The sequence below is a fragment of the Enterococcus avium ATCC 14025 genome (assembly GCF_000406965.1).
Taxonomy (GTDB): Bacteria; Bacillota; Bacilli; order Lactobacillales; family Enterococcaceae; genus Enterococcus_A; species Enterococcus_A avium.
In genome coordinates this window covers 138,110-151,576 of record NZ_KE136364.1, presented here as the reverse complement: position 1 = coordinate 151,576, position 13,467 = coordinate 138,110, and the positions used below count along the sequence as shown (strand labels likewise).

Sequence of the window (13,467 nt, the reverse complement as noted above, 5' to 3'; positions counted from 1 at the left end):
TAACTCCAAGTAGTAAAGTCAGTGTATCATAGTTTTGAAAGAAGGCAATTTATATGAAAAAATCTTTAGTTGTAATTACAGGCGCGAGTTCCGGGTTTGGTGCCGAGATCGCCAAACTTTTTAATCAAGCTGGCAATCCGTTACTGTTATTAGGACGTAGCGTAGAAAAAATCGAAGCACTACCATTGAATTTCGAAAATGTCATGATTGAAAAGGTTGACGTAACAGATTACCAAGCCTTTGACTCCAGCATCAAAAAAGCAGAAGCTGTCTTTGGCCCAGTAGATCTATTAGTAAACAATGCTGGTGTAATGCTACTTGGTAATGTCTTGAACCAAAATCCAGCAGAATGGCAAACAATGATGAACACGAATGTAATGGGGGTACTAAACGGTATGCAAATCGTATTACCTAGTATGACCGAGCGTAGGCAGGGAACAATCATCAATATGTCATCTCTTGCGGGTAAGAAAACCTTTACCAACCATGCTGCCTATGTCGCATCAAAATTTGGTGCCCACGGTCTAAGCGAAACAATTCGTGAAGAAGTTTCCGGTTCAAATGTCCGCGTTTCTTTGGTCGCACCCGGCGCTGCTGAAACAGAATTACTTACACATGTGACTGATCAAGGTGCCCTAACAGATTATCAAGCATGGAAAGAAAGCATGGGCGGCATTACACTTGATCCAGTTCATGTTGCTGAGACAGTTAAATTTATCTATGACATGCCACAGGAAGTTACGATTCGTGAAATCGACATTGCAGCGACTGCGCAAGACAACTAATCAAACACAACCTTTATCTCCTCTACTCCTACCAAAACGGTGGGAGTTTTTTCACGGAAGCATGCTATACTATCTCTATTGTAAAAAATTCCCACTGTTGATTGAAGGAGTCTTCTATGAATTTTGATCGCCGAGTAAGTTTTCTCAAAAAAAGCTGGCAAAAGCTTAATAATCGATTTTCTTCGATTCAAATCATCGTCTTCTACTATTTAGCGATGACCATTCTTTCTTTGATCTTGTTTCATTTACCAATTTTTCGTGAACCAGGTTCACACGTACCCTTTCTTGATATGATATTTATGGCCATTTCGACCATTTCAGTGACTGGTTTAACCACCTTTGATATCAATTCAGTCTTTAATGATGCTGGTGTTTTGATGCTCGAGGTGTTATTCCATATTGGTGGTTTAGGAATCATGATGATTACTACCTTCTTTTTTATCGTGTCCAAACGTCGGATCACGTTAAAACAGCGACAACTAATCATGACCGATATGAATCAGCCGCGCCTTAGCGGAATCGTTAATTTGATCCGAATTACCTTCACTATGCTACTGGCGATCGAAGTTCTTTTCGGAACTATCTTTTCAATTTATTTCTATTTAGCAGGCTATTACCATAAAATCTCTGAAGCCGTTTTTTTCGGATTTTATCAAGCGATCTCTGCAGTGACGAACTCTGGTTTTGACGTAACTGGTGAATCGATCATCCCTTTTTCTCATGATGTTTTCTTCATCGTGACAATCATGGTCCTGATCTTTATTGGTGGAATCGGATTCCCCGTTTTAATGGATTTTCATGGCTGGATTTACCATAAAAAATCTAAATCACGGCTGCCCTTTCGCTTTAGTCTCTTTTCGAAAATTGCCCTATTGGCTTTCTTCGTACTTTTTATTGGCGGTACAGTAGCTATTTGGCTTTTAGAAAAAGACCACAACTTCGCTCACATGAATCTGTTTGATCAGTGGTTAAATTCGTCCTTCTATTCTATGACAACTCGCAATGCCGGATTGCAAATTCATGATTTGAATCTATTTCAAAATACAACCTTGATTATTTTCTCATTATTGATGTTCATTGGTTGCTCTCCAAGTTCTGTCGGCGGCGGGATACGTACAACAACGATCGCAATCATCGGTCTATATTTGTACTCATTCTTGAAAAATGAAAATGACATCAATATTTTTGGTCGGAAAATCGCCCAAGAGGATGTGCGAAAATCGGTGGTCGTCTTCATGCTTTCTGCTGGAATGTGTTTGTTTAGTATTCTCTTTTTAACTGCAACTGAAGATCATTCGCTAATCTCCATTATTGTCGAGGTTACCTCTGCTTTTGGAACGACTGGACTTTCTTTAGGAATCACTGATGACCTTTCAAATACCGGAAAAATCATGATCGCTGTTTTGATGTTTATCGGACGTGTCGGTATGCTGTATACCCTGATGCTCTTTGTTCCAAAAGAAACACAGGACTTAGGCTATGAATTTCCGGAAGAAAAGATTATTATTGGCTAGGAGCAAAACTTTGCCCTAGCTTTTTCTATGGAAAAATTAAGAATAGGAAAACCTATTTAAACTTTTTTTTTAAATATGATAAGATGAATTAAATTTGTTACAGACATGGAGGATGTGTAATGGGGTTACGAAGTCAAGTGGCTATTTCTGCCGGAAAGACTGCCCAATGGGTATTAAAAACGTTCTTTAAAGGTGGATCCAGTTATCCTGGTCAGCTTGCATTAAAGATGGATCCGAAAATTTTAGATACATTAGTAAAAGATTATAAAGTGGTTGTAGTGACGGGAACCAACGGAAAAACCTTGACTACCGCCTTGACCGTTAATATTTTGAAACAAGAATTTGATTATGTATTAACGAATCCAACAGGTGCCAACATGGTCCAGGGAATCGTATCAACTTTTTTAAACGCCAAAGGAAAAAAAGGCGGCAAAAAAATTGCAGTTCTTGAAATCGATGAGGCCAGCTTAAGCAAAGTCACAGAATACATCAAACCAGAGCTATTTCTATTTACGAATATCTTCCGCGACCAGATGGACCGTTACGGTGAAATCTATACGACCTACAAATTGATCGTGGACGGCGCAGCTAAATCACCAAGCGCCCCGATATTGTGTAACGGTGATTCACCAATCTTTAATTCGTTGGAAACAGTCAATCCAAGAAAATACTACGGTTTCGATCATTTACCTGACAAAGACCAAGATGCCCATTACAATACGGACGGCTTGCTTTGTCCGAAATGCCAGCACATCTTAAAGTACAAAATGATTACCTATGCCAATCTGGGAAAATACTATTGTCCAAACTGCGGCTTCCACCGCCCAGAATTAGATTACAAATTAACGGAGATGAAAGAAATGGATAATAAATCTTCAGAATTTGTAATTGATGGGCAAGATTACAAGATCGAAGTCGGCGGTATGTACAATGTATACAATGCCCTTGCCGCAACTGCTGTAGCAGAATACTATGGCGTTTCTAAAGACAAGATCAAACGCGGACTTGGCTATGATGAAAAAGTCTTTGGACGCCAAGAAGAATTTGTAATCGATGGTAAAAAATGCACGCTGGTTTTAGTAAAAAATCCGGTCGGCTTAAATCAAGTCATCGACATGATTGGTTTAGCTCCCTATCCATTTTCATTGGTTTCTCTATTAAATGCCAATTATGCAGATGGTATCGACATCAGCTGGATCTGGGATGGCAATCATGAAGCTTTTGCTGAGATGGACATCCCGGCAGTGATCGCAGGTGGAGATCGCCACGAAGACATGGCCCTTCGTCTGAAAGTCGCAGGGATCCCTGAAGACAAGCTGATTGAGACGGCAGATTTGACGGACGTGATTGAAAAGATCAAACTATTGCCGACGGAGCATGTGTATATCCTAGCGACCTACACAGCCGTTTTACAGCTACGCAAAGAATTAGCACAAAAAGGCTACATTGACGGAGGTATGGATCGTGGCTAAATACGAGTTGAACTTAGCGCATTTATACGGAAATTTATTGAATACCTATGGCGACAACGGCAATCTCTTAACCTTGAATTATTATGCCAAACAAATGGACATCGAGATTCATTCAGAGATCGTCAGCATCTATCAAGAATTCGATCCAGATAAATACGATTTTGTCTTTATCGGTGGCGGGCAAGATTATGAACAAGTAATCGTATCAAAAGATATTCAAGATAAAAAAGAAGACTTGATTAAGTACATCGAAAACAACGGGGTCATTCTTTCAATCTGTGGCGGCTATCAGTTACTGGGCCACTACTATATTGGTGCAAATGGAGAAAAAATCGATGGTATCGGTGCATTGGATCATTATACCCTAAGCCAAGACAACCATCGTTTCATCGGGGATATCGAGATCCATAACGAAGAATTTGGTGAAACCTACTATGGCTTTGAAAATCACAATGGCCGTACTTTCTTAGGTGAAGGTGAACGACCTCTTGGTACGATCGTTAAGGGTAATGGGAATAATGGCGAAGACCAAGGTGAAGGCGTCATTTACAAAAATGTTTATGGCTCATACTTCCACGGTCCGATCTTAGCTCGTAACAAATCATTGGCTGTGCGCTTACTTCATACCGCTTTAAAAAATAAGTACGGGGAAGATGTTGATCTGCCAGAATTACCATAAAATAAAAATGCTCATCCGCGTTAGTCGGATGAGCATTTTTTGTATATGAAAAAATGAGACATTTACTATTTTGTTCCTGGAGTGGAAGCGATGATTTTCATTTCGCCTTCGACTTTCCACTCGGTTATTTGTGCTGGTAAAATGCAACTTGTACCAGGCTTCATTTCATAGCTTTGGCCATCAACGATCAAATTACCATATCCTTCTACGACTGTCACCAACGTATAATCGCCTTCTTTTTTAAGTGAAAGCTCACCAATAACATCCCATTCGTAAACATTGAAAAAATCTGTCTTCAAGTACGTGATCACAGAAGATGTTCCCTTTTTCTTTTCAGTAACTTCTAACTCGGGACTGATCGCCGGTACAGTGGTTACATCAATTGATTGTTGGATGTGCAGTTCACGTGTGTTGCCTTGATCATCTTTACGATCATAGTCATAAACGCGGTACGTTGTATCTGAACTTTGTTGTGTCTCTAAAATCATGATGCCTTTACCGATGGCATGGATCGTACCACTTGGTACATAGAAGAAATCGCCTTTTTTTACAGGTACACGACGCAATAAATCATCCCAACGTTCGTTTTCAATCATTTCTGCCAGTTCTTCACGAGATTTCGCATTATGTCCATAAACAATCTCTGAACCGGGTTTGGCATTAATGATGTACCAGCATTCTGTTTTTCCTAACTCTCCTTCATGTTTCAAACCATAGCTGTCGTCTGGATGAACTTGAACTGATAAATCGTCTTCGGCATCTAAAATTTTAGTTAACAATGGAAATACATCACCTTCTGCTTTACCAAATAATTCACGATGCTCATTCCATAGATCGCTGACCTTCCAACCCTTGTAAGGGCCATTTTCTACGATGCTAACGCCATGTGGATGTCCGCTGATTGCCCAATCTTCTCCAATTTTGTCGTTAGGGATATCAAATCCGAAAACCGTATGCAGCTGATCTCCGCCCCAAATTTTTTCTTGAAAAACTGGTTGTAAAAATAATGGTTCCATACTTCTTGCTCCTTTTTTCAATTTTTTTATTTCGCTCTAAGCAAGCTGCGAAAAGATAATCATTTCAAGTTAATAAAAGCAATCGCCTGTACTATTTTTTTAATCGTTCCATACGTTCGCTCAGATAGCAGGCCAAAATCTCATCACGGTGAACCACATAACTAGCACGATGATCTTCCGTGTGAACGCGATTCGACAAAAAGATGAATGCTGATTTTTTGACGACATCCAATAGCATGAATGTTCCAGTGTACCCAGTGTGGAAAAGTAATGGAGTGTGATCTAACGGGCTGAATTTTAAATCCCAGCCAATCGAACGTTCTCCTTTTCCTGTTGGTGTTTGATCATGAAGCAATTCTTGAATTGTCTTATCCTGCAAATAAATCATATCGCTAACAACCCCAAGATTCAAATACATTTTTGCAAATTTACTTAAATCTTTCATATTCGAAAACAGACCTGCATTGCCAGCATGCTCTGCTAATACTCGGGCTTTTGGATCATGAGTAAGGCCTTTTAAAATCGTTCCATCTACCAATTTTTCAGTGGGAACAACCTTATCATATGGCGGCTGCAGTAAAAAATGACTATTGGACATACTAAGAGGCTGTAGGACTTCCTGCCTAAAGACATCAATTACATCTTTTTGATATAGTTTTTCAAGCAGAAATCCCAACAAAATTGTTCCTGCATCAGTATATTTAACGACTTTCCCCAGATCTTCTCCCGGTTGTAGGCTTAAATACGCAGTCCGTAATTCTTCAGCATTTAACTGATCTCGATTTGGAATATAGGTTTGAATATCTGATGTATGAGTCAATAAATGACGCAACGTAATCGTTTCATTTTGAAATTCCGGCAATAAGCTGTGAAGAGATTGATCCCACGTAACCTTGCCTGCTTCCTTTAATTTCAACATAACAGTTGTCGTGCAGACCACTTTCGTTAAGGACGCCACATCAAAAAGGTAATCTTCCTGCATAGAAATAATTGTTGGTTCCACTTGTGCATTTCCCATAACTTGAACTTCAGTTTCCTCATTTTCGACAAAGCTAAGAACTGCTCCTGGAAAAACAGCTTTTTGCATTTTTTCTTCAATTAATTGAAACGTTTCAGGGTACATAACAACCTCCGTAAGTAATAATTCTAAAAGAGTATAGCACAAAATGATTAATCAAGACTTCTGAACATTTTTTAAAATACGATTTACTCAAAGGAAAAATTTAGAGGTAAAATCAAAAAAGCCGCGATTTCTCGCGACTTCATTATCTTTACTTCAATACGAACCACCATTCAATTCCGGCTGCATCATAAATCGTAATCAAGGATTTCTTTTTATCAATGAAGTAATTGAACTGCTTATTGCTGAGATGTTGAGACAACTCCAACAGTTTCGTTTTCGAAACTTTAAATTGCAAAAAGTCCAAGCCGAGTACTTTATCGGTAGGTAAATCAATTGCACCACCGTTTGCAGTCGTTAACCCTACGTTAAAATCTCCACGATTCAACAACAATTCTTCTTCACTTTCATCGTGAACTTGCAACCCTAGAATATCTGCTAAAAAGCTTTGCTGTTTATTCAGATCACTGACATTTAGATGAAGCTTATCAAAATAAGCTCCGTGGATTTTTTCACGCTTAGTTGCTTTTTTTGCTAATTCATTAAAATCTAATTCAACTGGTTCTGAGGTGGAACGTTCTTTACTAGGAGCAAAGAAAATTTCGATTTCATTTCCTTCTGGGTCTTCAAAAAGCAGCCCTTTTTCATCATCAGCTTGTAAAGCAGATTTAACAGGATAATTTTCTTCTTTGGCACGGTAATAAACGTTTGCTAACTCCTCTAAATTGGGTACTACTAATGAGACCCGTTGCATTTTTTTGATCTCTCCGCGATGCTCATCTGCTCGCGGACTTTCCTCCAGCCAAAGTAATTCGCTAGCCGGATCTTTGTATCCAAGAATCGCCAATTCGTTTTCTTCACGCAGCAAGTGCAGTCCGATGATATCGCGATAAAAATGAATCATGCCATCACGATCACGTACACGAATAGCAATTGTTTTCAAACTAAGTTTCCCTAAATGAAAATTTTCCATTATTCTCTTCCCTCCGTCACTACTATTCTAACGATGCCTTCTGATTCACGCAAGTAATATCTTCCCTAAAAAATTCTGCAATTATTTTCCAACTCAAAAAAAACTTATCCAATAACAAAAAAATGATATTTTCACTAAATCCATGAAAAAAACTTGTCAACTTTTTCTAGTTTTGAAATTTTTTTGAATGTTAGCTTTACTTTTTGTCAATTTCAAGTAAAATGTCTATGATAACACTTGTAATTAGACGATAAATACATTAACGTTGTAATCACTATTAAGAAAGAAAAGGCTGTTGAAAAAATGAATTATTCGGTAACAACAAAAGAATTTATGCTACTTGCTGCTAAAGAACCCGTGGAAGTTTTAGACTTGAGAGACCCTGACTTTATTGACTCCTTTGATTTACCCGAAGGATCAAACGTAACTCATATCCCGTTGACACAATTGCCAAATCGTTTGGACCAACTTGACAGAAGTAAAACGTATTACCTATTTACTCAATTCGGCGGTCGTTCAAAAACGATGGCGCAATTTTTAAGAAACGAAGGCTTCCAAGTCGCAAATGTGATTGGCGGTACCACTGCATATAAACAATATCTTGCGAGTTAACAAAATCTAATTTTAACCAAAGCTTCCAAGCAGATAAATTGTCTGCTTTGGATATTTTGTGTACGATTCGTTTGTAATTAAATTTAAGGAGTGTTAGTTTTGGCAAATGTTCTAGTAGTGAATGCTCACCCGTTATCCGCAGAAGACTCACAAACTGTCACTATTCTGGATACTTTTATTGAAGCACATCAAGCCAGTCATCCAGAAGATGTATTCACCATGTTAGATTTGTATTATACAGATCTCCCTGAGATTGATGGCGACTTACTATTAGCTTGGAAATCGTTACAAAAGGGAACTGATTTTACAGAATTGAGTAGTGTTCAGCAAGAAAAGGTGCGCGTTTTCAATGAATTTACTGATCAATTTTTAGCTAGTGAAAAAATCGTCATCGCCAATGCTTTATGGAATTTGAATATTCCAACGAAGTTAAAAGCTTGGTTCGACACAATCAACGTCGCAGGTAAAACCTTCAGATATACAGCAGAAGGTCCAACTGGATTGATTACAGATAAAAAAGCTCTTCACATACAATCAAGTGGCGGTACATATAACGGTCAAGATTTCTCAGCACAATATGTTAAGGGAATTTTGAATTTTATTGGTATCACTGATTTTGATTCTATTTACATTGAAGGTGCGGATTATGATCCAGCAAGAGCACCTGAGATTATGGCTGCGGCAAAAGAAAAAGCCAAATCATTGGCTGCACAATTTTAAAAAAATGCCTGTCGATTATTCGTCGACAGGCATTTTTTCTTTCGCTTCGTCTTCGTACAAGTTCGATACCCCTTTGTACCACTCAAATACATGGATTGCAATAACTTTCGCCACCGCATAAAATGGAATTCCTAATATAACTCCAACGATTCCAAAGATTTTCCCAGCCGTCAACAATACAAACATGATTGTGACAGGATGGATTTCCAATTGATTCCCCAATACTAAAGGTGAGACAATACGCCCTTCAATTGTTTGTTCGATCGCAAAAACGATAATGACTTTTACGAGCATGATTGGCCCAGTGACAATAGCAATGAAGACCACTGGCACCATTGCTAAGAAGGAGCCTAAATAAGGAATCAAATTTAAAAATCCAGCTAAAATACCTAAAGTAATCGCATAATTCATTCCTACTAAAGAAAAGCCAATAATAAACATGACGGCTACCGCAAAAGCTACCGTTAACTGCCCACGAATATATGAAGCTAACTGCGAGTTCATTTCAGTCATGACCTTAAGTGTCGGCTTTCGTGCTTTTGTCGGCAAAAGCTTAAGAATGTAAGGCGCTAATTGATCGCCATCCTTTAACAAAAAGAATAAAATGATCGGCGCTGTAATCAACGCGATCAACACTGTAGCTAGCGTAGAAACAACACTTCCTAATCCTTGCAGTGTAACTCGTGAAATCTTTTGCGCAGTATCCGTTAATGACTCTAAGATTTTCTGCAGACTATTATCAATGTGTTGTTGAAACGGCTTGAAGGCAGGGTCCTTAAAAATATCATTTAATTTATCACTTATTGTGTCAAAGTAGCTAGGTAGACTTTTCATCATTGAACCGATCTGCTCTCTAATCTGCGGAATAATCACTACAATTCCCCAAATAAGTAAGGCAACTACCGCGATGAAAAGCAGTACAATCGCAAAAGTCCGCTTCAGTCCTTTACGCTCCAGAAAATTGACCACAGGATTCATCAAATAATAGAGAATACCTGCGATTACCATTGGAAGGCCGACGATCGCAAAGAATTGACCCACCGGCTCAAACAAATAGGATACTTTTGTAAAGACTAACGCGATCAACAACAGCAGCAATACAATGATCAATGCTACAACTACCTGGCTGTTTAAAAACCATTTCCAAAACCAAGAGGTTTTTTGCGTTAATTTCTTTTTATCCACTCACTCACACCCCTACTGAAAGGTAATTTTCATCCCTACTTCCAAGTCTGGAAGCTTTTCTGGAACAACATAGATCGCATTTGGAATCACTCCAGCTTCTTTCTGAAAGAAAACTGTCGCATGTCCAATTTCATTTAAATTTTGATTGGCTAAAGGTCCTACCCCAATTACCTGATAAGCCTGATCCCCAAAGATCAATTGTCCACCTTTTTCTAATACAATTGGTTCATCATTAATAGTTTTTTGAACAATCGAAACATCTAATAAGTCTGGTGTAACACTTTCACCAAAAAGCACCAAGATATTTTCATCGTTAATCGCATTTTTTCCAATTTGAGTAATTTCTGTTTCAGTCATAGGTCACGCTCTTTTCACATTTATTTTTCAATTATATCACAAAGTTAGCGCTATCCAAGTGAGAATAAACTTGTTAAAATGTAGATACATTGAAGGAGGTTTTTTAATGATCCACAAAATAATTTTAGGTACGTACACACGACGCATCAGTCAAGGTATTTATCAGATCGAATTAGATACAGCGACTGAAACGTTAAACAATTTACAATTAGTAACAGAAGAAACCAGCCCTACCTACTTCGCAAAAAGCAAAGAGGGCTTTCTTTACTCAGTCACAAGTAGAGATGGTCACGGCGGGATGTCCAGTTACGATCCACAAAACAAATTTTTGAATGCGGTGACAGAAGAAGGCGCTTCACCATGTTACGTAGCTGTCGATGAAGCACGTCAACTTGTTTACGGCGCCAACTATCATAAAGGGGAGCTGAATACCTATAAAATTCTGCCGGATGGTTCTCTTGAATCCGCAGCTGCCCTTTTTCATAAAGAACCAACAGGTCCACATAAAAATCAGGATCACGCTCATACTCACTATACTGATCTTGCACCTGATCAACGCCTCGTTGTATGTGATCTTGGCACCGATCGCGTCTACACCTATGATGTTTCAGAAGCTGGTGAGGTCGAAGAAGTAGCAGTCTATGTAGCAGAACCGGGGACCGGTCCTCGTCATTTGGTTTTTCATCCTAATAAAATGATTGCGTATCTATTTGGCGAGCTGGACAGCAGCGTTACCGTTCTAACGTATGACGAAGCAGATGGCAGCTTCACTCAAACACAGAAAGTCTCTACTTTACCAAAGGATTTTGATGGTGAAAATGGCGGTGCAGCGATTCGCGTATCAAATGATGGGCGTTATCTGTATGCGTCAAATCGCGGACACAACTCAATTGCTGTTTTCGCAATCGCTGAAGATGGCTTAAGCATTGATTCGATCCAAACCATTTCAACCGAGGGAGATTTCCCAAGAGACTTTGCATTGAGTCCTGATAATTCATATGTAGTCGCAGCAAACCAAAACAGTGACAACTTAACCCTTTATCGCCGTGATAGCGAGACTGGTCTTCTAAGTATGATTCAAAAGGACGTCTTTGCACCGGAAGCTGTTTGTGTCTACTTTGATTAGTAGACAGCAAGACTCTACTATGGAGGTAGTACTTATGAATAAAGAGGAAGTTATTGAACGATTGAAAAAAGATTTGGATTTGCCAAATTTTAAAGGACGCTTAGAAGAAAAAGAATATACCGAAGAAGAATATCAAAAAATTAAAAATGATTTGAATGATTACTTCGAAAATTATGTACGAAATATCGAAAATTAAACAAAATGAGAGCTGACTACTGAGTATTTCACTCGATAGCCAGCTCTTTTGATATTTTGCTAATCAGCGATAGAAACGTAATTCATAATTATAGAAAGATTTCTTCTATCATAAAATTTTAAAATAGTTTCGAAATCATTTTAATTTGCTACGCTACTAAAGTAAAAATTCAAAAAAAGAAGCACCGATCGGCAAATCGGTGCTAAAGGAGTATTACCTAAATGCAATGAAAAAGAAAAGGTTGTTATTGGTTATGAACTAATAATACTCGATCCTTCTTCATCTGTATTTAAAATAACGTTATAAAAAAATTAGAAAACCTTTGTTCTTTTTGATATTTCACTTGTTTACTATTTCAATAACAGATTGGTTATTTTTTGAATCGTTTTGTAGATTGTATCCGTTGCAGCGTCCTGTTTTTTTTCAGCTGCATTGAAGGCTTCCTCATTTACTTCCGGTAACAAACTATCCGTCATTTCTTGACAGCCAGCTACATATTGAATATACGCCTTTTCAAAGCTTTTATGGTTTCCCATTACTTTTGCTGGTGCCTTTAACATACCGATTTTTTCTAAATTCAATTGATAAAACTGTGTTCCCTCTTTAAAAAGTTCATGGATTTCTGATAAACGTTCTTGGTCAAAATCAGCCATTTTCTTTTCATCTAAAGCAGTACGAATCTCTTCATAGCTTGGGTGCAAACGCTCACCCATTTTTTCCGTATTTTGAACGATTTCGTTGATTTCTCTAGCATAAAACCCTGTATTAGGTCGCATTCATTTATTCCTACTTTCTTTTTTAATACTTTCATTTTACCGATTTTTGCACAATATGCAAAGTAGCTCAGAAAATATTAAAAATTGCTTCATTTATTATTTATTTGATGATACCTTAAAAGAAATACGTTTTATAGGGGGAAAACAACTATGGACTGGATCATAAGGAAATGGCGCAATCAGGATGCTAAAAATTTAGCGAATGCGCTAAACAATAAAAAAATTCAAGCAAATCTGCGAGACGGTCTGCCTTACCCTTATACTGAGCAAGACGCCGCAGATTTTATTCAAAGCATGCTGGAAGCTGATCCGAACAAAACCTTTGCCTTTGCAATCGTGAATGACAAAGATGAAGTAATTGGAAGTATAGGTGCTTTTCGTTGTGAGAACATCCATCGTCTAACTGCTGAGATGGGCTATTACATTGCTGAAGAGTATTGGGGCCAAGGAATCGGTACAAAAGCAATCAAACAACTCACAGACCACCTTTTTAGCGATACTGATATCATTCGAATTTTTGCGGAACCTTTTTCAACTAATCATGCATCTTGTCATTTGTTGGAGAAAAATGGGTTTCAATTGGAAGGTACCTTGAGAAAAAATGCAATAAAAAATGGTGTATTACTAGATATGCAGATGTATTCTTTGATCAAATAGAAAACTCGCATGAAGCAACATTAATGCCTTCATGCGAGTTTTTATGGTTCTATAATATTTTGTGTTGGTGGAAAATCGAAGGCGATTTTCTACTAACACTTTTTTCTTCGTTTCAACTCAAAAAGAGACTCACTTTTGGTAAAATTTAGTCGACCAAAACGTCACCCTACCAAAGGAGTCTCTCAATGGATAATCATACTAGAAAATTACTCGGATTAACAGATAAACATTTATTTTTTGATGAAGAATGGCTGATTGAAAAAGAATATAAAGGCGTTC

The 13,467-nt window shown here is 38.0% G+C and carries 15 protein-coding genes and 1 pseudogene; 10 read left to right on the top strand and 6 right to left on the bottom strand.

Going from position 1 to position 13,467, the window contains the following annotated elements; genetic code table 11:
• Positions 1-53 precede the first annotated feature (53 nt).
• The 4 genes from OMU_RS13565 to OMU_RS13550 all read left to right on the top strand — a co-directional run bounded on the left by OMU_RS13565 (position 54) and on the right by OMU_RS13550 (position 4,450).
• Entirely contained in the window at positions 54-785 is a 732-nt protein-coding gene (locus tag OMU_RS13565) for an SDR family oxidoreductase (RefSeq protein WP_016180465.1), read from the top strand.
• A gap of 116 nt (positions 786-901) precedes the next feature.
• Entirely contained in the window at positions 902-2,299 is a 1,398-nt protein-coding gene (locus OMU_RS13560) for a TrkH family potassium uptake protein (protein ID WP_016180464.1), read from the top strand.
• Positions 2,300-2,418: 119 nt separating this feature from the next.
• Positions 2,419-3,771 (top strand): Mur ligase family protein, encoded by a 1,353-nt coding sequence (locus tag OMU_RS13555; RefSeq protein WP_016180463.1) that lies wholly within the window; start codon positions 2,419-2,421, stop codon positions 3,769-3,771.
• Complete coding sequence (locus OMU_RS13550) at positions 3,764-4,450, top strand: type 1 glutamine amidotransferase (RefSeq protein WP_016180462.1); 687 nt, start codon at positions 3,764-3,766, stop codon at positions 4,448-4,450. Before OMU_RS13555 ends, OMU_RS13550 begins: the two co-directional genes overlap by 8 nt.
• A gap of 65 nt (positions 4,451-4,515) precedes the next feature.
• Here OMU_RS13550 and manA read toward each other — a convergent pair whose 3' ends face one another.
• The 3 genes from manA to OMU_RS13535 form a co-directional block, all read right to left on the bottom strand.
• The gene (gene manA / locus OMU_RS13545) at positions 4,516-5,466 is read right to left on the bottom strand and encodes a mannose-6-phosphate isomerase, class I (RefSeq protein WP_016180461.1); all 951 of its coding nucleotides are present in this window, start codon (positions 5,464-5,466) and stop codon (positions 4,516-4,518) included.
• 91 nt (positions 5,467-5,557) lie between these two features.
• Positions 5,558-6,589 carry a serine hydrolase domain-containing protein gene (locus OMU_RS13540; protein WP_016180460.1) on the bottom strand — a complete coding sequence of 344 codons (1,032 nt, stop codon included), beginning with the start codon at positions 6,587-6,589 and terminating at the stop codon, positions 5,558-5,560.
• A gap of 148 nt (positions 6,590-6,737) precedes the next feature.
• Complete coding sequence (locus OMU_RS13535) at positions 6,738-7,559, bottom strand: VOC family protein (protein WP_016180459.1); 822 nt, start codon at positions 7,557-7,559, stop codon at positions 6,738-6,740.
• 303 nt (positions 7,560-7,862) lie between these two features.
• Here OMU_RS13535 and OMU_RS13530 point away from each other — a divergent pair, with 303 nt between their 5' ends.
• Together OMU_RS13530 and OMU_RS13525 are read left to right on the top strand one after the other, a co-directional pair.
• Positions 7,863-8,171: a rhodanese-like domain-containing protein gene (locus OMU_RS13530; RefSeq protein WP_016180458.1), complete on the top strand. Its 309-nt coding sequence runs from the start codon at positions 7,863-7,865 to the stop codon at positions 8,169-8,171.
• Positions 8,172-8,270: 99 nt separating this feature from the next.
• On the top strand, positions 8,271-8,891 hold the full coding sequence (locus OMU_RS13525; RefSeq protein WP_016180457.1) for an FMN-dependent NADH-azoreductase: 621 nt from the start codon (positions 8,271-8,273) through the stop codon (positions 8,889-8,891).
• A 15-nt stretch (positions 8,892-8,906) separates the two neighbouring features.
• Here the strand turns inward: OMU_RS13525 and OMU_RS13520 are convergent, their stop codons facing one another.
• Together OMU_RS13520 and OMU_RS13515 are read right to left on the bottom strand one after the other, a co-directional pair.
• Positions 8,907-10,076 (bottom strand): AI-2E family transporter, encoded by a 1,170-nt coding sequence (locus OMU_RS13520; RefSeq protein WP_016180456.1) that lies wholly within the window; start codon positions 10,074-10,076, stop codon positions 8,907-8,909.
• 12 nt (positions 10,077-10,088) lie between these two features.
• A complete protein-coding gene (locus tag OMU_RS13515) occupies positions 10,089-10,433 on the bottom strand; it encodes a PTS glucitol/sorbitol transporter subunit IIA (protein WP_016180455.1) in 345 nt (114 codons plus the stop codon).
• Between the two features lie 106 nt (positions 10,434-10,539).
• Here OMU_RS13515 and OMU_RS13510 point away from each other — a divergent pair, with 106 nt between their 5' ends.
• Both OMU_RS13510 and OMU_RS23430 read left to right on the top strand, forming a co-directional pair.
• Complete coding sequence (locus OMU_RS13510; RefSeq protein ID WP_016180454.1) at positions 10,540-11,559, top strand: lactonase family protein; 1,020 nt, start codon at positions 10,540-10,542, stop codon at positions 11,557-11,559.
• A gap of 34 nt (positions 11,560-11,593) precedes the next feature.
• Complete coding sequence (locus tag OMU_RS23430) at positions 11,594-11,755, top strand: hypothetical protein (RefSeq protein WP_016180453.1); 162 nt, start codon at positions 11,594-11,596, stop codon at positions 11,753-11,755.
• Between the two features lie 350 nt (positions 11,756-12,105).
• Here OMU_RS23430 and OMU_RS13505 read toward each other — a convergent pair whose 3' ends face one another.
• On the bottom strand, positions 12,106-12,531 hold the full coding sequence (locus OMU_RS13505) for a hypothetical protein (protein ID WP_016180452.1): 426 nt from the start codon (positions 12,529-12,531) through the stop codon (positions 12,106-12,108).
• Positions 12,532-12,681: 150 nt separating this feature from the next.
• Between OMU_RS13505 and OMU_RS13500 the strand changes: the two genes are divergently transcribed.
• Together OMU_RS13500 and OMU_RS24075 are read left to right on the top strand one after the other, a co-directional pair.
• Positions 12,682-13,188, top strand: a complete 507-nt coding sequence (locus OMU_RS13500; protein ID WP_016180451.1) for a GNAT family N-acetyltransferase — start codon at positions 12,682-12,684, stop codon at positions 13,186-13,188.
• 185 nt (positions 13,189-13,373) lie between these two features.
• A pseudogene (locus OMU_RS24075) lies at positions 13,374-13,467 on the top strand (transposase); the annotation flags it as partial.